The following is a 19,170-nucleotide window of genomic DNA, read 5'->3' as shown; positions in this document are numbered from 1 at the left end:
GTTAAATTTTAACCCTAAATCAAGGCATATTTTTTTAGTAGTTTTGTGTTTTCCTTTAATAAAACGAAAAAACTACCCAATTTCGTTTAAAAGTACAGTATGTTTCTCGAAAACACCGTCAACCCTAAAGAACAATTTGGCTGGATAGAAGTTATCTGTGGCTCCATGTTTTCTGGAAAGACGGAGGAATTGATCAGAAGATTGAGACGCGCGCAGTTTGCCAAGCAAAAGGTGGAAATCTTCAAACCGATTGTGGATACCCGATATCACGAAGACATGGTTGTTTCCCATGATGCCAATGAAATACGCTCCACGCCAGTTCCAGCAGCAGCCAATATTCGGATTTTGGCAGATGATTGTGATGTGGTGGGTATTGACGAGGCCCAATTTTTTGATGACGAAATTGTTACTGTTTGTAATGATCTAGCGAACCGTGGTGTAAGGGTTGTAGTTGCCGGTCTGGACATGGATTTTAAGGGAAATCCCTTCGGCCCCATGCCAGCTCTAATGGCCACTGCGGAATATGTGACCAAGGTGCATGCCGTTTGCACGCGAACAGGAAATCTCGCCAATTATAGTTTTAGAAAAGCCAATAATGACAAATTGGTACTCCTTGGGGAAACTGGTGAGTATGAACCTTTGAGCAGAGCTGCATTCTACAAGGCTATGCTTAAAGAAAAGGTGAGCAAAATGGATGTTGAAGCTGAGGAAGTGGATGCTAAAAAGAAACCGGCCAATGGATAAAATTGGTGAAACCACTCTTTTTATAAATCTGAAGGCCCTTGAGCACAATTTCAGCTATCTAAAATCCAAAATAGATCCAAAAACCAAATTTTTGGCCGTAGTCAAGGCTTTTGCCTATGGCAATGACATGGTGGAGATTGCCAAAAAACTGGAAAGTTTGGGAGCGGATTATCTTGCCGTGGCCTATGTGAAAGAAGGTGTTCTTCTAAGAAACGTAGGAATAAAGACACCCATTCTGGTGTTGCATCCATTACCTACAAACTTTGAAGAAATGATCGATCATGCTTTGGAACCTAGCCTTTATTCGCCTAAAATTCTAAGGCAGTTTTTGGAGACTGCAAGTCAAAGACAATTAACCGACTATCCGGTCCATATCAAATTTAATACAGGTCTCAATCGATTAGGGTTTTGGGAAAATGATGTGGATTATATCCAAGAACAGTTGCAGGGTAAAAATGAGCTAAACGTAATTTCCATTTTCTCGCATTTGGCGGCTTCAGAAGATCGAAATGAAAAGGACTTCAGTCAAAACCAAATCAACACTTTTGAAAAAATAAGCAGGGAGGTCAGTGAAAAATTAGATCATTCCCCTTTTCGTCATATGTTGAACACCTCGGGAATCTTAAACTATCCTGAAGCCCAATTTGAAATGGTGCGCAGTGGGATAGGCCTCTATGGTTATGGAAACCATGCGAATGTTGATTCAAAACTCCAACCTGTCGCCACCTTGAAAACAGTTATTTCCCAAATGCACAAAATAGAGCCGAACGAAAGCGTAGGGTACAACCGGACATACCAATCCAAAGGGTTTCGAACCACCGCCACTCTCCCTTTAGGACATGCCGACGGAATTGGTCGTCAGTATGGTAATGGGAAAACCCATGTTTCCATCAATGGAAAAAAAGCACCCATCATTGGCAATGTATGTATGGATATGATCATGGTCGACGTAACGGGAATTGATTGCAAAGCAGGGGACGAAGTGCTCGTTTTTGGGCAAGGAGCCTCGGCAGAAGCCTTTGCGAATGCTGCAAATACCATCTCTTATGAAGTATTGACCGCCATTTCTCCGAGGGTAGAAAGAGTAATCATCAACGCCTGATTTTCAACACTTCGCATTGCCTTTCATCCCTTTTTTAGCTACATTGTAAACCTATTAACTAACTTAAATAACTATAACATGGGATTTTTAAAGGAATTTAAGGACTTTGCAATGAAAGGAAACCTGGTGGACATCGCCGTAGGTTTCGTCATGGGTGCCGCTTTCAATAAAGTGGTGGCTTCCTTTACAGGTGGAATTGTTTCACCCCTCATCGGTCTTCTTTTCAATGCGGATTTCAAAGATTTAAAGTACACCTTAAAGCAAGGAACAGTAAATGACGCTGGCGAAAAAGTGGGTGAAGTCGTGGTCATGTATGGAGAATTCCTGACCAACGTCATCGACTTTATCATTGTGGCCTTTGTCATGTTCTTGATCGTGAAGGGCGTCAATAAAATGAAGAAGAAAGAGGAACCAGCTCCCGAAGCACCAAAAGGTCCTACACAAGAAGAACTGCTTGCAGAAATCAGGGATTTGCTGAAGAAATAAAGATCGTTTGCCCAACTTGGGTGACCGCTACACTGCAACCAACCTTTAAAGCCGTCAGTTTGTTTCGCTAACTTGCTGACGGTTGTTTTATTTATAACATTTTGTTATTTTTTGATTATAGGCTAATAAAATGCTTGTTTAGAAATGATTCTACCCTAACTTTGCTCCCTCAAATTAAAATCAAATGAAAGTAGCAGTTGTAGGTGCCACAGGAATGGTTGGCGAAGTAATGTTGAAAGTATTGGCCGAGCGTAATTTTCCCATTTCGGAATTGCTATTGGTCGCTTCAGAACGTTCCATAGGTAAAAAGTTGAGCTATAAAGGTGAAGAATACACCATTATTGGCCTTGCCGACGCAGTAACTGCCCAACCTGATATTGCCATCTTTTCCGCAGGGGGCGGAACTTCTTTGGAATGGGCTCCAAAATTTGCCGAAGTAGGCACAACGGTAATCGACAATTCATCCGCTTGGCGAATGGATCCCGACAAAAAGTTGGTAGTTCCAGAAATCAATGCAAAAGAACTGACCGCTGAGGACAAGATTATTGCAAACCCCAACTGTTCTACCATTCAAATGGTGATGGCCCTTGATCCGTTGCACAAAAAATATCAAATGAAACGGGTGGTGGTTTCTACGTATCAGTCTGTTTCTGGAACTGGTGTTAAAGCCGTGCAACAATTGGAAAATGAAATTGCGGGCGTTGAGGGAGAAATGGCATATCCATATCCCATCGGAAGAAACGCATTGCCACATTGTGATGTATTCTTGGAAAACGGATATACCAAAGAAGAAATGAAACTGGCCCGAGAGCCTCAAAAAATATTGAACGACCGTACCTTCTCAGTTTCTGCGACGGCGGTAAGAATTCCAACTGCCGGAGGTCATTCTGAATCAGTAAATGTGGAGTTCCATAACGATTTTGATCTTGCAGAAGTTCGAAGACTGTTGAGCGAAACTCCAGGAATAGTGGTTCAGGACGACCCGGACACCAACACCTATCCGATGCCTATTTATGCGCATGATAAGGACGATGTTTTTGTTGGTCGTATCCGAAGAGATGAAACCCAACCCAACACTTTGAACATGTGGGTAGTATCGGACAATCTTAGGAAAGGAGCTGCTACCAATGCGGTTCAAATAGCGGAGTATTTGGTAGAGAACAGTTTGGTTTCCTCGACCTCTGAAGCCGTTTCATAAAAGGTAATTAACCTTACTCTATTTAGGTAACGATTATTTATGGTATTTTTATCAGAATCAATCTGAAAAAAATGCGAAAAATAAGTCTGTTAGCTGTTGTGGCCGTCGTTGCTGCCTGCGAAACTACAACCCAAAGAGAGCCTATTGCTGTGAATTATCCCACTACCAAAAAAGTTGACACGGTAGACACCTATTTTGGAACCGATGTCAAAGATCCCTTCCGTTGGCTGGAAGACGACCGAAGCCCCGAAACTGAAGCTTGGGTCAAAGAACAAAATGCCACCACATTTGGTTATTTGGATCAAATCCCTTTTCGGGAAGATTTGAAAAACCGCCTGGAGAAATTATGGAATTACGAAAAAGTAGGCTCTCCCTTTAAAGAGGGCAAGTATATCTATTTCTATAAAAACGACGGGCTGCAAAACCAATATGTGGTATACCGAAAACAAGTAGGTGGTTGGGAAGAGGTTTTCCTAGATCCCAACACTTTTTCGGAAGATGGAACTACTTCTCTAATGGGACTTAGCTTTACCAAAGACGGTTCCAAAGCGGCCTATCTCATTTCCGAAGGAGGGAGCGATTGGCGAAAAGGTATCGTAATCGATGCCGAAACCAGGGAAGTGGTCGAGGATACTTTGGTCGATATTAAATTCAGTGGCATCTCTTGGAAAGGAAACGATGGTTTCTTCTATTCCAGTTATGACAAACCAGAAGGAAGTGAACTTTCGGCCAAGACCGATCAGCACAAAGTATACTATCATAAACTAGGAACACCCCAAAGTACCGATAAGGTCGTTTTTGGAGCCACTCCCGAAGAAAAACACCGCTATGTGGGTGCCTCGGTTTCTGAGGACGAACAGTTTTTATTTATTTCTGCTGCGACCTCAACCTCGGGCAACAAACTTTTCTTAAAGGATTTAACCCAACCAGACGGCCCACTGATTCCTATCGTCAATGACACCGAATCAGACACCTATGTAATTGACAATGAAGGCTCCAAACTTTTCTTAGTTACGAATAGGAACGCCCCAAACAAAAAGGTAGTGGTCGTAGATGCTTCAACTCCAACACCCGATAACTGGAAAGACTTAATCCCTGAAACAGAAAATGTGTTAACCGTGGGAACGGGAGGAGGATACTTCTTTGCGGAATATATGGTAGATGCCCTCTCCAAGGTGCTTCAATATGATTATGAGGGTAATTTGGTAAGAGAGGTCAAACTTCCGGGACTTGGAAGTGCCAACGGTTTTGGAGGTAAAAAAGACGAAAAGGTGTTTTATTTTTCTTTTACGAATTATAACACCCCCAGCTCTTCCTATAAATTCAATGTAGAAAATGGGGAATACAAACCCCATTGGAGTCCTGAAATCGATTTCAATCCAGAAAACTACGAGTCCAAACAGGTTTTTTATACCTCAAAGGACGGCACCAAGGTGCCTATGATGATTACCTACAAAAAAGGGTTGGAGCTCAACGGCAAAAATCCCACTATTTTGTACGGATATGGGGGCTTCAATATTAGTTTGACCCCTTCTTTCAGTATTGTGAATGCCGTATGGATGGAACAAGGAGGAGTTTATGCTGTCCCCAACCTTAGAGGTGGTGGGGAATATGGTAAAAAATGGCATATTGCCGGCACCAAACAGCAAAAGCAGAATGTTTTTGATGATTTTATCGCTGCTGCCGAGTACTTAATTGAAAATAAATATACTTCAAAGGAGTATTTGGCCATTCGCGGTGGATCCAATGGTGGGCTTTTGGTCGGTGCCACTATGACACAGCGTCCTGATCTAATGCAAGTTGCACTTCCGGCGGTTGGTGTTTTGGACATGCTCCGCTACCATACATTTACAGCTGGTGCTGGTTGGGCTTATGATTATGGAACCTCGGAAGAAAGCGAGGAAATGTTCAATTACCTGAAAGGGTATTCTCCCTTACACAATATTAAAGAGGGCACCTCCTATCCAGCAACCTTGGTCACCACCGGGGACCATGATGATCGTGTAGTACCGGCCCACAGTTTTAAGTTTGCTGCAGAGCTTCAGGAAAACCAAGCTGGAGACAGTCCGACCCTGATTCGAATCGAAACTAACGCCGGACACGGAGCGGGTACCCCTGTGAGCAAAACCATTGAACAATATGCGGATATCTTTGGGTTCACCTTATTCAATATGGGTTATGACAAACTACCAAACCAAGCCGTATTAAAGGAATTCAAGGATTAGAAATACTTCAATAGCTACAAAATCCGTTTCTATTGAAGCGGATTTTTTATTTTCAACCCATCATGCTTAAAGTCCATCTTGATTCATTTACGTACGATTCCAAAACCACTTTGGAAGCTATTTCCTTTGAGGTGGCCAAAGGCGAGCATGTGGCCTTAATGGGTGAGAGTGGGTCCGGAAAAAGCACTTTGCTCAAGGTTATTTATGGGCTTTTGCATATTGAGGGTGGTACTATTTTATGGGGAGACAAACCCATTCTAGGGCCCAATTACAATCTGATTCCCGGTGAATCATTTATGAAATACCTTTCACAAGATTTTGATTTGATGCCCTTCACCACCGTTGCAGAAAATATTGGGCAACATCTTTCTGTATTTGAAAGAGAAATCCATGAGCAGCGTATTCAAGAGTTATTGGAGCTCATAGAATTGGAAGGTTATGCGAAGATCAAGGTTAAAAATCTAAGTGGTGGACAACAACAACGCGTAGCCTTGGCCCGGGTACTGGCTCAAGAACCTGAAGTATTGTTGTTGGATGAGCCCTTCGGACATATCGATAATTTCAAGCGCAATTCCCTCCGTCGAAATCTATTTCAATACTTAAAAGGGAAAGGCATCACCGTGCTTACAGCAAGTCATGATCCCAATGATGTGCTGCCTTATGCAGACCGAACCCTTATTTTGGAGAACGGAAGAATCACTGCTAATCAGAAAACCAAAAGACTTTACAAAAATCCTCCCAACTATTACACGGCTTCATTGTTTGGAGAGGTGAACGAACTACCTATTAAACTGTTAAAGGCCTATGCCACAATCGACCGTTCCATATTGATTTATCCACACGAATTTCAACTATCAAAAGCCTCTGGATTGGAAGCTCAGGTAAAAACTTCCTTTTTTAAGGGAAGTCATTATCTCAATGAAACGGTACCCATTGAAGGGACTACGCTATACTTCAATACTTCGAAAAAACTTAAGCCCGGAGACACTGTTTTCCTTAACGTATCTTTGGAAACCATCAATGCCCGTCTTCAAGTTGAACAAAGCACAGATTCATAGAGAACTCTCTTTTAAGGCCATTCGCAGCAGCGGAGCGGGTGGGCAACATGTAAACAAGGTTTCCTCAAAAGTGGAACTTTCTTTTGATGTAAATGCTTCCCAAGGTTTTTCGGAAGGAGAAAAGGAAAGACTTCTGATAAAACTTGCACCTAAGTTGACCAAGGACGGTGTGTTAATCATCCAATGCGACGAATCTAGAAGTCAGCACAAAAACAAGGAAATCATAATTAAACGTTTTTTTGAATTGATAAAAACGGCTTTGGAAGTCCCAAAAAAGCGGAAGCCTACCAAACCTTCAAAATCCTCCGTTGAAAAACGATTGAAGGGCAAAAAGAAGGATTCGGACAAAAAAGCAAACCGCAAAAAACCGGATTGGGATTGATTTTGGCTGAATCAAAAGTTCCTTCCCTTGGCAAGGGAAGGTGGCCGAAGGTCGGAAGGGATAAATTACGTCATTCTGAATTTATTTCAGAATCTCAACACTGAATACCAAACTTGTGAGAACCTGAAACAAGTTCAGGTTGACGTTTCGGAAGAGATGGATTCCGTATCAAGTACGGAATGACAAACTGTGCGGTTTAACCCTTTCCGTCCACTAAAGTGGACACCTTTCCCTTAAAGGGAAAGGAATATTATTATAATTGCGAATTCGAAAAGCCTGAGCTGAACGAAGTTAAAAATACGGCCAAAACTCTATCAATTTTAATAAATCATCTCCCCTCTATTGTTGGCAAATGGCGTTTTATCTGACGACAAGTTTAGTTCTTCTAACGTTTTATTCAGTTTGGTAAGCGAGCTTTCTTTTATCAAATTCGTGTCTATATGAAGTTCTTTTGATTCCGTTTTTAAGATATAGTCGCCTGCGAATTTTTTAATCCAGCTTATTTCGTCCAATCTAATTTTCTTCCCAAAAGCATGTTTCCATATCATTCCATTTTCAATCGTCAGATATTGATTGGTTAAATCATAAATGTAATGCGCTAAATATAAAACCCCAATTGCTAGATACCCATAATCGAAGGTTCTTAAATTATCTTCCTCCAACAAGTTATATAACCCCAGGCCAGTCCAAATAATTCCAAGAATCAAATTTGAATAAAGCCTTTTTTTCTTAAACCTAATTTTCATACCTGTTAGTTTGTTTAATGTGCACTACGCATCCCTCCCTCCAATTCCAGCTATCTTTTCGGTGCAGATGGTTTTGGTAAGCCGTTTAAGTTCGTTCACTCTTTTTGACAGATGCTCAAGTTCAGTTTTGGTTATCTGGTATTCGTCCATTTTGTAACGGGCATCTATGTAGGCACGTTTTAAGAGTTCAAAAAGATGCTTTTCTTGGTCGGTGGTCTTGGGAAAAACGGCAAAGTGCCTGTCGCACATTTCCACTTTTATTCCCAAGTTCTCCAAATTATGGTCTTTGGGGCGGTAATCCGTAAAGACCAACAAAATGGTAGTGTAAAATTGCTCAACGGCTTGATGAAGATAGAAAGCTGCTTTGTGAAAATCTTCCCTGTCCATCCCATGTTGAAAATCAATAAGAAAACCGTTGGCACTTTTAAACCACTGGTCAAAATAGTCCTGTGCTTTTTGTTGGTACTGCTCAGGGGTCAGTTTTTTGGGATGGGCAAGCTTAAATTTTTCCGAATCGTACAGCACCACCCCCTCTTCTTTAATGTCCTTAAAAAAGTAGTTGCCCATGGCCAAAGAGGCATTCAGCTGCTTTATGCCATGAAAAATCAGGCTCACCGGAGTAGTGACTTTTCCCGTGGTGATCAGTTCTGCCTTGACCTTGTCCTCTATGCGAAACTTTTGTTTGAAATCTTCATGGGTAACCACCACCAAAATGTCAAAATCGCTACGGTATTCGTAAGTGATGCCTTTTTCCACGTACTGGTCCTCTACCCAGTTGCCGCGGGCGTAGCTACCAAACAGGATGACCATTTCCACCAACTTATGGGCGGATAGCTGCTCGGTGAGCAATGCTAGTTCTTCTTGTTTGGATTTTGGTAAGTGGTTAAGTTCTTTCACAAATGCAAGGTAAGGGATTATTGGGATTTGGATATTTGAAAATCAGAATGGGTTACTAACCATGTTACTGATTATTTTTTGACACCATTTTTTCTCCATCCCATAAATAATAGATTTTTTCAGATTCCACTAAACTTTCTTTCCGACCGCCAGGATTAAAAACCAAGGTGTCCTTGACAAAATCAAACCTAAGGTTTTTCCCAACTTTACGGATTTCTGTGTGTGTTGAAATATCCCAAGGAACGTCAAATTGGTCATGCGTAGCTATATCCAAAAGCCCGAGGTATTTAATTCTTCCCTTCTCGAACCTATAAACTTGGTTTCCCCAAGAATATTCATTGCTTTGGTGTCCGAAAATCAGAATTTCGTTGGGGTTCACCTTAGACTCAAAAAATTTTAGAGTGAACGTCATGTTATCCTCTTGCGCGTCCGATTTGAAAATCAAATTTGCATTTTTGTCAAACACCAATAATTTCAACCCAAATTTGTCAACACTTTTTGGGTCATGCCCGATAGCGAAACAATAATCTCCTAGCTGGTAATTTTCAAAAATTGGGTAGATTTTGATTGTATCCTGTTCAATATTTCTTTTTACTTCAATTAGTTCAAAATCTTGCCCAAACCCAAATAGAGGCAAAACAAGAAAGAGGGAGAAATATATTATAATTAGGTTTTTCACAATTGCAAGTAATGTTTAATATTTTGCTTGGAAATGAAGTTCGGAAATTTCTGTCTAAAAATACAACCCAAATTGATAGATGGTTTTTTCTTTCCATGCAAAAGTGTTTATAAGGGTTGAAATGTGTCATTCTGAATGGGCGCTGAGCGCAGTCGAAGTGCATTTCAGAATCCCATTGAAAAAATATGATGAGAACCTGAAACAAGTTCAGGTTGACGCAACGGAAGGAATGGATTCCGTATCAAGTACGGAATGACAAACTATGCGGTTTTACCCTTTCCCTTCCTTCGGCTTCGCTCAGGATGACATTCGGGAAAGGAATACCACCGTAATTGTCACTTCGAAAAGCCTGTGCTGAGCAAAGACGAAGTACAGTCGAGAAGCTTTACCATTGATAGCACTTCGACAGGCTCAGTGTGACATTGCCCAAATCACACTCGACCTGACATAGAAGTCAAATTATAACACCTCGAGAATCTCAATCTTTTTGCCATTGAAAATAGTAGTATCTCCTTGTTCTTTGCCCAATAGTAATTGTGCAATAGGTGCATTTGGAGAAATACAAAAAACGTCAACCCCTTCTTTTTGAAATGCTCCGGCAGAAATGGCTATAAAATAGTTGGCCAAGGAGGTCTTTATCAGACTGCCCAGTACAATTTTGGCGGAGGTCTTGGCAATATCGACTTTTTGAAGTATTGCTCGTTTCTTTTCGAGTTCCAAAAGTTGTTTCCCCAATTTTTCCTGTTCTAACTGCACCATAGCCCGGCCCGTTTCATGCTTGTCCCCTGCACTGCTCTTGGTTTCCGAGTTGAGGGATTCCCGCAGTTCGTCGCCCCGCTTTTTTAAGCTAGCGGTTCTTGCATCAACACCATCCCAACAAAATTGCAGCAGTTGCTCTTTAATCTTTAGCATATCCATCAATTGAAACTTAATCTAAACACTGTTTCTTTATTTGGAACGGAACGCACCTTTAAATTGCCTCCATGCATTTGCATCACCCTTTTGGAAAGACTTAATCCAATTCCGGTTCCTTCTGATTTTGTAGTGAAAAAAGGAACAAATATTTCATCTATCAAGTCTGGCGGAATTCCCGGGCCGTTATCTTTTACCTCAATATATTTTATGCCGTCATCATCAATACCGGCAACCATGAGTACCTGCCCGTTTTTTGCTTCTTTTACCGACTGCAATGCGTTTTTTCCCAGATTGATCAATACTTGGGTAATCTGTTTTTCATCAATAAAAAATTCGAGGTCATCTGGGGCGCAAATCACTGAAAATTTGGTTTCACCATCAAGTCGTGCGGACATCAAAACCTCTATTTTTTCCAATAGCCCTTCTCCACCAATAATGGCCCTGTTGGGTTCGGGTACATTCAATAAACTTCGATATGATTGTACAAAATCCATCAAGTCCCCCCCTTGTTCCTTGATCACCTCCAGCCCCTTTAGGGTATTGGTTACCTGACTTTCTTCTAAGTCTTCAATCGGGACCGTTTTCCCGTCTTTTCTATAATATTTTATGATAGAGTCTGATATTGAAGCAATCGGGGTTATGGTGTTCATGATTTCATGGGTGAGCACACGAATTAACCGTACCCAAGATTCGGTTTCCTTTTCGTCCAATTCTTGATGGATGTCCTGCACCACCACCAAAAGAAGCGACTGTCCATCCAAAGAAAGCGGTGTGGATTTTAGTGCTAACTGAATTTGTTCCCTTTCGTTGGTCAGCTGAAACAACTTTCTCTTGAAAGGTTGAAATGGTTCAAAAACCTCGTACAGTCCTTCATCAATTTGAGCCAGTTGCTTAATATGGTTCAGAGGAGAATGGTTAAGCAATTTTTCCAATGTGGGATTGGCAAAAAGAATGTGCCCTTTCTCATTAAAGGTCATGATCCCAATGCTGGCTTGCCGCAATATCTCTTGATAGTATTGTTCCTTGATTTGCAACTGCAGGTGTACTTCTTGGATTAAATCATTGACCCTATTCAAACTTTTATTGAGTTCCTTGAAGGATTCTATAGATACCCGCTCAGGAAAGCGAAGGGTAAAATCCTCATTACGGATGGCATCGAAGAAATAGGCAATCTTCCGATTTGTGCTATTGATAAACTTGATAAGGGAAACTATTTGGATAACCAGAAAGAAAACCGAAAAGACCAAGATAAAATACCACTGGTTGAAGAAAGAAAAGGCAATTGCCAAGGCTGTTAAAGCAATTAAAAGCACCCTAAAAATTACCTGAAAGTAAAAATTTCTGCTCGCCATTACTTGTTCTTTTTCTTCAACTTATTGTACAAGGTCTGGCGCGAAACACCCAACTGTTCCGCTGCAGCACTATAGTTTCCGTCATGTTGGTCCAATGCTTTGGAAATCATTAGTTGCTCCATTTCATCCAAAGTGGCAGGGCCATTTTCAAAGGATTGGGAAGGTTTGCTATGCAATAAAAAGTCAGAAGGTTTCAAAACATTTCCTTCCGAAAGAATCACCGCACGCTCCATGGTATGTTGCAGTTCCCGCACATTTCCGGGCCAAGGGTACTCCATAAGTTTTTCATGCGCCAAATTATTGATGCGCAATCCCGGTTTGTCATATTTATTGGCAAATCGCTTCAGGAAAAAATCGGCCAAGATCAAAATGTCTCCTTCTCGTTCCCGTAATGGCGGGACTTCAATATGTATGGTGTTGATTCGATACAACAAATCTTCCCTAAAAAGACCATCGACCACCATTTGTTCGAGATTGCAATTGGTGGCACAAATCAATCGAATATCAACATTTATTGGTGTATTGGATCCCACTCGAGTCACCGATTTGTTCTGGATAGCTGACAATAATTTGGCTTGGGTCTGAAGGGAAAGATTGCCCATTTCATCCAAAAACAATGAACCTTGATTGGCCGCCTCAAACTTCCCGGCGCGGTCGTCTTTAGCATCTGTAAATGATCCCTTGATGTGCCCAAAGAGTTCACTTTCGAACAGGTTCTCAGCAATAGATCCCATATCCACATTGATGAATACCTCATCTTTTCGAGAAGACAATCGGTGCAATTCACGGGCTATCAACTCTTTTCCTGTACCATTTTCACCTGTGATTAAAACATTTACATCGGTCTTGGCCACTTTTCTAACCAGATTCAAAACAGACATTAGTGATTTCGAGTTCCCGATGATAAAATTCTTATCATCATTGATCACCTGCTTTAAATGGCTCTCTTTCTTCTTTAACTTGCTAATCTCTTGTTTGGATTTTCGATATTCATAAGCCGATTTCACTGTGGTCAACAACCGCTCATTGTTCCATGGTTTTAAGATAAAATCCGAGGCACCCTGCTTCAAAGCGGTAACTGCAAGGTCTACTGCTCCGTATGCTGTCATCATGATAACAGAAGTGTTGGGCGATTTTTTCTTGATTTCATTCAACCAAAAAAGCCCCTCATTTCCTGTGTTTACCCCGGCAGAAAAGTTCATGTCCAGTAATACGATATCGATATCATCCAAATTGGGAAAGGAAGAAATCTGATTTGGATTAAAAATAGTCTGAACACTTTTGTACTCAAATTGCAAAAGAATCTCCAATGCGCTTAAAACACTTTTGTTGTCATCAACCACCAAGATCTTGGCATCTGTCATAGGTTCGGCTTCTTCTTATAATTTAAAACTACAAATTGTGTCAATAGCATTTTAGCAAGTGTAAAATAATTGGACATTTTTTGTACAAAAATTTTACACTTGATTAGTTTACATTAACTTAAATTCATTACAATATATTGATTATCAAACAATTGACTCTTTGGCACAGGAATAGTGTCTAGTTTGTCACAGATAATAGACCATGACGTTTAAAACATATTTAGTAGCGCTTGTTTTTCTGGCTTCCTATTCCGGGTTTTCGCAAAAAGTTTGGACTTTGGAAGAGTGTGTTTCTTATGCCATTGAGCACAATCTTCAGGTAAAAAATACAGCTTACAACAACGATTCAAGTAAAGAAACCTATCGGCAGTCCGTACGAAACTTATTGCCCAACATAAGTGGTTCCACATCTTATAACGTTCAATTTGGGCGATCCGAGGATCCAAATACAAACGATATTGTAAACACTCAGTTCTTCACAAATAATTATTCTCTTGGAGCCAATATAGATTTGTTCCGTGGCTTTCAGAAACTTAATAATATTAAGGCTTCAAAATTCATTTACAAAGCCACCCAAGAAGATATGCTGCAAGAAAAGTTTCTTCTCGCCTTTAGGGTGATGAGCGCATATTACGATATTAAGTTTTATGAGGGATTAGTGGCAAATTCCTTGGAGCAACAAGAAATCTCACAGTCCAATTACGATTTAGTAAAAAAACAAGTTGACCTCGGCATGATGGCTGGAGCCGATTTATATGAAGCCGAATCCAATCTGCTTGGTGACAAGCTTTTGGTTACCCAAAACAAAAATTTATTGACTACGTCCAAGCTCACCTTACTTCAAGAAATGAATATGACTGAAGAACAGGATATCAATCTGATGCCCAGTCTAGAAGATACCGACGTGACCTCCACCGAAGAAGTCGTTTTGGATTCTTTATATAACGCCGCTAGGGGTTTTGTTCCCATTGTTAAATCACAGGAATTCAGGGTTCTTGCTGCCAAAAAGCAATTGCAGTCCACCCGTGGAGGATTGTTTCCATCGCTTTCCTTTAGTGCAGGGATAGGCACTGGTTACTTTGAAACTCGTAGAGATGAAGATGGTAATACCATTCCATTTAGGACTCAGTTCAAAGACAATACCTCAAAATTTATTGGAGCTTCACTGTCTGTTCCGATTAGCAATGGATGGGCCAATCGGTCAAGGGTTAAACAGCAAAAAATCGCATACCTCCAAGCTAAAAACAATCTTGAAATCCAAGAACAAGAGCTTTTTCAACTATTACAACAATTGGTCCAGGCCCATAATGCATTGACCGCCGAATACGACCAAAGCAAACAAAAAGTAAAGGCGCAGGAATTGGCTTTTGCCATTGCTCAAAAGCGATATGAAAAAGGACTGATCAACGCCATAGATCTTTTCCAGGCAAAGAACTTGTACGGCGTTGCCCAAAATGAGAACTTACAGGTTGGACTCAGACTTAAAGTGAATCAAAGTACTATCGATTTTTATCAAGGGCTCCCAATTTTTAACATCAACTAAAAACAATCATGGATATACAGTTAGAAAAAAAGAAAGGATTAAGACCAAAACATTACGGCTATATCGCTCTTGGTCTGTTGGTTCTTTTTACAGGGTACAAACTCATATTTGCCAGTTCCATACCAACCTATAGGACAGAAAAAGACCGTCTTTCCATAGCTCAGGTCGCGGAAGGAAAGTTTGACGATTACATTACCATAAACGGAAATGTCGCTCCGATAGCTACCATATATATGGATGCTTATGAAGGAGGAAGAGTTTCCGAAAAATTGATTGAGGAAGGAACCATGGTCAAAAAAGGCGATATCATCCTAAAACTGGAGAACACCAATCTCTACGAGCAGATTCTTTCCAGCGAAAGCAATATGGCGTTAAAGGAAAATAACCTGCGTCAGACACGCCTTGACTTTGATTCTCGCCAGTATGATGGTCGCAGAGCCCTGGCCACAGCGGCCAATGAATTGCAGCGGCTAAAGAGAAACTACGAACAGAATGAGGCTCTTTACCAAGATGAACTCATTTCCAAGGAGGAATATCTTACCTCCAAAGAAAATTACGAGCTTTCCCAAAAACAATACGAAATTGTTAAGATCCAAACGGAAAATGATGATAAAATGCGAACGACTTCCTTAACGGGTCTGGATGCAGATCTTACCCGAATGAAGAAAACCCTTTCCATGGTTTACGAGCGCTTGGATCATTTAAATGTTCGGGCTCCTGCGGATGGTCAATTGGGCTTTTTAGACGCGGAAATTGGACAAAATATTTCTCAAGGAGAGCGTATTGGGCAGGTCAATGTCCTTACTGATTTTAAAATCGAAGCAGAAATTGATGAGCATTACATAGATCGTGTGAAAAGGGATTTGTCTGCGACATTGGAACGGAATGAAAAAGAATATGGGTTAAGGTTGCGAAAAGTTTATCCAGAAGTCAGAAACGGAAGGTTTAAGGTGGATTTGGTCTTTACCGATGAAAAACCTGAAACCATAAGAGCTGGTCAAAGTTATAATATACGATTACAACTAGGGGCTTCCAGCGATGCCCTGTTATTGCCAAAAGGAGGCTTTTTCCAGAGCACTGGAGGTCAATGGGTGTTTGTTGTCGGAACTAGTGGTGATGAGGCTTTGAAAAGAAACATACGAATAGGAAAACAAAACTCTAGATACTACGAAGTGTTAGAAGGTTTGGAACCGGGTGAAAGTGTAATAACCAGTAATTATGACAGCTTTGGCAAAGCAGAAAGAATCGTATTAAAATAGAAACCAACTGTCACAGAGTGTACAGTAGCAACGTCTTTAAATTATGAATCTAAACAGCATAACAATCAAAAAATGATACAGATACAGAACCTTAAAAAGAGTTTTAGAACTGAAGAAGTAGAAACCCTTGCCTTAAATGGTGTAAACCTAAACGTGGCGGAGGGAGAATTTGTGGCCATTATGGGACCTTCAGGATGTGGAAAATCAACCTTGCTGAACATCATCGGAATGTTGGACAACCCCACTGATGGAAGCTATCAGTTTGCGGGACATGAGGTAAGCGGCCTCAAGGAAAGTCAACGCACCCAATTGCGAAAGGGAAATCTAGGCTTTGTTTTCCAAAGCTTTAACCTCATCGACGAGCTAACCGTTTATGAAAACGTAGAGCTGCCATTAATTTATCTAAAAATGAATAAATCGGAGCGCAAGCAGAAAGTCAAAGCTGTTTTGGAACGCATGAAAATTGCGCATCGTGAAAAACACTTTCCACAACAACTCTCAGGTGGACAGCAGCAGCGCGTAGCGATTTCAAGAGCAGTGGTCACCAACCCAAAATTGATTTTGGCGGATGAGCCTACGGGTAACCTGGATTCCAAAAACGGAATCGAGGTCATGAACCTGCTTACCGAATTGAACCAAGAAGGAACCACCATCGTAATGGTAACGCATTCGGACAGAGATTCACATTATGCGCATCGAGTTGTAAATCTATTTGACGGTCAAATCGTAACCGAAAGCAAGAACAGAGAGATAGGAGCTATGGTATAATCGAGTTTATTCATCAATCAAAACTTGCCCTGGTAAAAGTCAAAGGGCTAATCAAAAAAACATGTTCAAAAATCATATTAAAATAGCGTTCAGGGTATTCAAAAAGGAAAAAGCATACAGCCTTATTAATATTTCCGGTTTGGCATTGGGCCTTTCCTGCTGTCTTATGATTTTCCTTTTTATAAAGGATGAACTGAGCTATGACAAGTTTCATCAGGGTAGCGATCGAATTTATCGCGTGGCAGCAGCCTATATGAGACAAGGTGTCTGGGAACCATATTCCACAAATTCATGGCCAACAGCCGAGAGGTTAAAATCAAATTTTGAAGAAGTTGAACAATTAGTCCGTATTGCACGCATGTCGGAAATTGTCACTTATGGAGAAAAACGATTTGATGAAAGACGGATGGCCATCACGGATGGAAACTTCTTCAAAATCTTTTCTTTTCCATTGATTTCGGGCAACCCTAACGAGGCATTAAAAGGATTAAATAAAGTGGTCATTTCAGAATCTATAGCTAAAAAATATTTCGGCCATACAAATGCCATGGGCAAGGTGTTTTCTGTCGAGGATGGAGCGTTGCAATTACAGGTAAGTGGAATTATGGAGGATATGCCTTCCAATTCCCATTTTCATTTCGATTTCCTTATATCACAGCAAACATTAAGAGAAATAGTACCCGAAGCCATGTTTACTAATGTGGGTTGGGATTCCCAATACGTATATATTAAAGTGAAGGAAGGTGTCCAACCCAAAAGGATGGAAGCCTTGTTTCCCAACTTTATTGACGACCATTTATCCCCACTTACTTCTGGAAACTTTAAGTTGTTTCTACAACCCCTATTGGACATCCATCTAAAATCGGATAATGGAACGGAAATAGAATCCAATGGAAACATAAACCACATTTACATTTTTTCCAGCGTGGCTATTTTCATTCTAATTATTGCCAGTATAAATTACATGAACTTGACCATAGCAAGGTCTTTAAGACGGGCCAAGGAAATTGGCATGCGAAAAGTACTGGGCGCGCATAAAATGAGTCTTGTAAAACAGTTTTTGTCCGAGTCATTCATCCTGACTCTTGTTTCAACATTGATTGCATTTTGTTTGACCCTTCTATTACTGCCAAAGTTTAACCAGTTTGCTTCCAAAGAAATAACGGCAAATACTTTGCTTAGTCTAGAGTTCATAGCGGTGATTGGCGTAGCAGTTTTGATCATAGCCCTTTTATCAGGAGCCTATCCCTCTTTTGTCCTCTCCAATTATAAACCTATAAACAGCTTAAAGGGAGGCAAAACCAAAGAAGGATTTGGCCCAGTCCTCAGAAAAGGGCTTGTAGTGCTACAATTTGTAATTTCCATTGGCCTGACAGCCTCTACCTCCATAGTTTTTCATCAGGTGGATTTTCTTAAGAACAAGGAACTAGGAATCAATAAGGAGCAATTGGTGGCTATACCGCTTAGAACCATGGATCGCAACAAAATAGATACTTTCCAGAACAATCTCTTATCCAACACCTCAATTCTCAAGGCCGGTGCCTCTAATATGAAAATACCAGGTTGGATCAGTAACAGTACCAACTATCGTGCAGAAGGGGTGCCCATTGACGAGGACGCAAGAAAATCAATGAAAATCATTGGAATCAGCCGTAATTTTTTTGGAACAGTCGAAGCGGAAATGTCAGAAGGACGTGATTTTTCAAAGGATTTTTCATCAGACGGCACCTCGTCCATCATTTTAAATGAGACGGCAGTAGCTCAATTGGGATGGCAAGAACCCATAGGTAAATGGATGGAATTTGACGGTCAAAGATTCGAAGTAGTGGGCATAGTGAAAGATTTCCATTTTGAATCACTCCATAGAAAAATTGCCCCTACGATTTTCCTTCCGTCGACCTCAGATTTGAACTGGGTATATGCAAAAGTAGAACCCCATGACATTCCTTCTACCCTAGAACATATCAAATCAGTATACTCAAAATTCGTAACGGACAGGGAGTTTTCATATTCCTTTATAAATGAGGATGTAGAGCAGCAATATAGAGCCGAGAAAAAGTTTACCGAAGTCCTCACCATGTTCACAATTCTGGCCATAATCCTAGCCTGCCTTGGCACTTTTGGTCTTGTATCTTTCTCGGCAGAACGAAAGTCAAAGGAAATCGGGATTCGAAAAGTACTGGGCGCCTCCATTGGAAACGTCACTTTTCAACTAACAAGGGAGTTTGTCGTTTTATTATCCATTGCCAGTTTGATAGCATGGCCGCTAACGTACTTTTTTATGGACGACTGGATAAAAGATTTTACCTATAGAACAAATATTAAGCTTGAAGTATTTGCCATAGCCACAATTTTGGCTTTGCTAATTACAATGGGCACTACAGGATTCAGGGCGTTGAGAGCCGCTTTGGTCAATCCTGTCGAAAGTTTGCGAACGGAATAACAAAAACAA

The 19,170-nt window shown here is 40.8% G+C and carries 18 protein-coding genes; 12 read left to right on the top strand and 6 right to left on the bottom strand.

Going from position 1 to position 19,170, the window contains the following annotated elements; all coding sequences use genetic code 11:
* Window positions 1-99 precede the first annotated feature (99 nt).
* The 7 genes from E4661_RS15050 (at window position 100) to arfB (ending at window position 7,195) form a co-directional block, all read left to right on the top strand.
* Window positions 100-744 carry a thymidine kinase gene (locus tag E4661_RS15050; RefSeq protein ID WP_136468284.1) on the top strand — a complete coding sequence of 215 codons (645 nt, stop codon included), beginning with the start codon at window positions 100-102 and terminating at the stop codon, window positions 742-744.
* The gene (gene alr, locus E4661_RS15045; protein WP_136468283.1) at window positions 737-1,846 is read left to right on the top strand and encodes an alanine racemase; all 1,110 of its coding nucleotides are present in this window, start codon (window positions 737-739) and stop codon (window positions 1,844-1,846) included. Before E4661_RS15050 ends, alr begins: the two co-directional genes overlap by 8 nt.
* 78 nt (window positions 1,847-1,924) lie before the next feature.
* Window positions 1,925-2,332, top strand: coding sequence for a large-conductance mechanosensitive channel protein MscL (mscL, locus tag E4661_RS15040; RefSeq protein WP_136468282.1), 408 nt, complete (start codon window positions 1,925-1,927; stop codon window positions 2,330-2,332).
* A gap of 184 nt (window positions 2,333-2,516) precedes the next feature.
* A complete protein-coding gene (locus E4661_RS15035; protein WP_136468281.1) occupies window positions 2,517-3,530 on the top strand; it encodes an aspartate-semialdehyde dehydrogenase in 1,014 nt (337 codons plus the stop codon).
* Window positions 3,531-3,601: 71 nt separating this feature from the next.
* On the top strand, window positions 3,602-5,755 hold the full coding sequence (locus E4661_RS15030; RefSeq protein ID WP_136468280.1) for a prolyl oligopeptidase family serine peptidase: 2,154 nt from the start codon (window positions 3,602-3,604) through the stop codon (window positions 5,753-5,755).
* A 32-nt stretch (window positions 5,756-5,787) separates the two neighbouring features.
* Window positions 5,788-6,813 (top strand): sulfate/molybdate ABC transporter ATP-binding protein, encoded by a 1,026-nt coding sequence (locus E4661_RS15025; RefSeq protein ID WP_313779660.1) that lies wholly within the window; start codon window positions 5,788-5,790, stop codon window positions 6,811-6,813.
* Complete coding sequence (gene arfB, locus E4661_RS15020; protein WP_240751495.1) at window positions 6,776-7,195, top strand: alternative ribosome rescue aminoacyl-tRNA hydrolase ArfB; 420 nt, start codon at window positions 6,776-6,778, stop codon at window positions 7,193-7,195. The genes E4661_RS15025 and arfB overlap by 38 nt, the downstream gene beginning before the upstream one ends.
* A gap of 320 nt (window positions 7,196-7,515) precedes the next feature.
* On the opposite strand, the gene E4661_RS15015 is transcribed toward arfB, so the two are convergent.
* The 3 genes from E4661_RS15015 to E4661_RS15005 all read right to left on the bottom strand — a co-directional run bounded on the left by E4661_RS15015 (window position 7,516) and on the right by E4661_RS15005 (window position 9,517).
* A complete protein-coding gene (locus E4661_RS15015; protein WP_136468279.1) occupies window positions 7,516-7,941 on the bottom strand; it encodes a hypothetical protein in 426 nt (141 codons plus the stop codon).
* A gap of 24 nt (window positions 7,942-7,965) precedes the next feature.
* Window positions 7,966-8,838 carry a HEPN domain-containing protein gene (locus tag E4661_RS15010; protein ID WP_136468278.1) on the bottom strand — a complete coding sequence of 291 codons (873 nt, stop codon included), beginning with the start codon at window positions 8,836-8,838 and terminating at the stop codon, window positions 7,966-7,968.
* 64 nt (window positions 8,839-8,902) lie between these two features.
* Window positions 8,903-9,517 (bottom strand): hypothetical protein, encoded by a 615-nt coding sequence (locus tag E4661_RS15005; protein ID WP_136468277.1) that lies wholly within the window; start codon window positions 9,515-9,517, stop codon window positions 8,903-8,905.
* Between the two features lie 79 nt (window positions 9,518-9,596).
* On the opposite strand from E4661_RS15005, the gene E4661_RS19105 reads away from it, so the two are divergent.
* The gene (locus E4661_RS19105; protein WP_168796385.1) at window positions 9,597-9,773 is read left to right on the top strand and encodes a hypothetical protein; all 177 of its coding nucleotides are present in this window, start codon (window positions 9,597-9,599) and stop codon (window positions 9,771-9,773) included.
* A 203-nt stretch (window positions 9,774-9,976) separates the two neighbouring features.
* Here E4661_RS19105 and E4661_RS15000 read toward each other — a convergent pair whose 3' ends face one another.
* Genes E4661_RS15000 through E4661_RS14990 form a run of 3 tightly spaced genes read right to left on the bottom strand, consistent with a single transcriptional unit; the run spans window position 9,977 to window position 13,148 of the window.
* The gene (locus tag E4661_RS15000; RefSeq protein ID WP_240751494.1) at window positions 9,977-10,429 is read right to left on the bottom strand and encodes a GreA/GreB family elongation factor; all 453 of its coding nucleotides are present in this window, start codon (window positions 10,427-10,429) and stop codon (window positions 9,977-9,979) included.
* A 5-nt stretch (window positions 10,430-10,434) separates the two neighbouring features.
* Window positions 10,435-11,784 carry a sensor histidine kinase gene (locus E4661_RS14995; protein WP_136468276.1) on the bottom strand — a complete coding sequence of 450 codons (1,350 nt, stop codon included), beginning with the start codon at window positions 11,782-11,784 and terminating at the stop codon, window positions 10,435-10,437.
* Complete coding sequence (locus E4661_RS14990; RefSeq protein WP_136468275.1) at window positions 11,784-13,148, bottom strand: sigma-54-dependent transcriptional regulator; 1,365 nt, start codon at window positions 13,146-13,148, stop codon at window positions 11,784-11,786. Before E4661_RS14990 ends, E4661_RS14995 begins: the two co-directional genes overlap by 1 nt.
* 202 nt (window positions 13,149-13,350) lie before the next feature.
* Here E4661_RS14990 and E4661_RS14985 point away from each other — a divergent pair, with 202 nt between their 5' ends.
* The 4 genes from E4661_RS14985 to E4661_RS14970 all read left to right on the top strand — a co-directional run bounded on the left by E4661_RS14985 (window position 13,351) and on the right by E4661_RS14970 (window position 19,161).
* Complete coding sequence (locus tag E4661_RS14985) at window positions 13,351-14,691, top strand: TolC family protein (RefSeq protein WP_136468274.1); 1,341 nt, start codon at window positions 13,351-13,353, stop codon at window positions 14,689-14,691.
* A gap of 8 nt (window positions 14,692-14,699) precedes the next feature.
* Complete coding sequence (locus E4661_RS14980; RefSeq protein WP_136468273.1) at window positions 14,700-15,950, top strand: efflux RND transporter periplasmic adaptor subunit; 1,251 nt, start codon at window positions 14,700-14,702, stop codon at window positions 15,948-15,950.
* 72 nt (window positions 15,951-16,022) lie between these two features.
* Complete coding sequence (locus E4661_RS14975) at window positions 16,023-16,718, top strand: ABC transporter ATP-binding protein (RefSeq protein WP_136468272.1); 696 nt, start codon at window positions 16,023-16,025, stop codon at window positions 16,716-16,718.
* 61 nt (window positions 16,719-16,779) lie between these two features.
* Complete coding sequence (locus tag E4661_RS14970; protein ID WP_136468271.1) at window positions 16,780-19,161, top strand: ABC transporter permease; 2,382 nt, start codon at window positions 16,780-16,782, stop codon at window positions 19,159-19,161.
* Window positions 19,162-19,170: the final 9 nt, after the last annotated feature.

Origin of the sequence: Flagellimonas onchidii (genome assembly GCF_004804315.1) — a bacterium.
Lineage (GTDB): Bacteria > Bacteroidota > Bacteroidia > Flavobacteriales > Flavobacteriaceae > Flagellimonas > Flagellimonas onchidii.
This window is presented reverse-complemented; position numbering and strand designations above follow the sequence as displayed.

What these genes read in the sequence shown, in the direction of transcription:
- E4661_RS15050 (WP_136468284.1), top strand. Translation starts at nt 100, where the DNA reads ATGTTTCTCGAAAACACCGTCAACCCTAAAGAACAATTTGGCTGGATA.
- alr (WP_136468283.1), top strand. Translation starts at nt 737, where the DNA reads ATGGATAAAATTGGTGAAACCACTCTTTTTATAAATCTGAAGGCCCTT.
- mscL (WP_136468282.1), top strand. Translation starts at nt 1,925, where the DNA reads ATGGGATTTTTAAAGGAATTTAAGGACTTTGCAATGAAAGGAAACCTG.
- E4661_RS15035 (WP_136468281.1), top strand. Translation starts at nt 2,517, where the DNA reads ATGAAAGTAGCAGTTGTAGGTGCCACAGGAATGGTTGGCGAAGTAATG.
- E4661_RS15030 (WP_136468280.1), top strand. Translation starts at nt 3,602, where the DNA reads ATGCGAAAAATAAGTCTGTTAGCTGTTGTGGCCGTCGTTGCTGCCTGC.
- arfB (WP_240751495.1), top strand. Translation starts at nt 6,776, where the DNA reads ATGCCCGTCTTCAAGTTGAACAAAGCACAGATTCATAGAGAACTCTCT.
- E4661_RS15015 (WP_136468279.1), bottom strand. Translation starts at nt 7,941, where the DNA reads ATGAAAATTAGGTTTAAGAAAAAAAGGCTTTATTCAAATTTGATTCTT.
- E4661_RS19105 (WP_168796385.1), top strand. Translation starts at nt 9,597, where the DNA reads ATGGTTTTTTCTTTCCATGCAAAAGTGTTTATAAGGGTTGAAATGTGT.
- E4661_RS15000 (WP_240751494.1), bottom strand. Translation starts at nt 10,429, where the DNA reads ATGCTAAAGATTAAAGAGCAACTGCTGCAATTTTGTTGGGATGGTGTT.
- E4661_RS14995 (WP_136468276.1), bottom strand. Translation starts at nt 11,784, where the DNA reads ATGGCGAGCAGAAATTTTTACTTTCAGGTAATTTTTAGGGTGCTTTTA.
- E4661_RS14990 (WP_136468275.1), bottom strand. Translation starts at nt 13,148, where the DNA reads ATGACAGATGCCAAGATCTTGGTGGTTGATGACAACAAAAGTGTTTTA.
- E4661_RS14985 (WP_136468274.1), top strand. Translation starts at nt 13,351, where the DNA reads ATGACGTTTAAAACATATTTAGTAGCGCTTGTTTTTCTGGCTTCCTAT.
- E4661_RS14980 (WP_136468273.1), top strand. Translation starts at nt 14,700, where the DNA reads ATGGATATACAGTTAGAAAAAAAGAAAGGATTAAGACCAAAACATTAC.
- E4661_RS14975 (WP_136468272.1), top strand. Translation starts at nt 16,023, where the DNA reads ATGATACAGATACAGAACCTTAAAAAGAGTTTTAGAACTGAAGAAGTA.
- E4661_RS14970 (WP_136468271.1), top strand. Translation starts at nt 16,780, where the DNA reads ATGTTCAAAAATCATATTAAAATAGCGTTCAGGGTATTCAAAAAGGAA.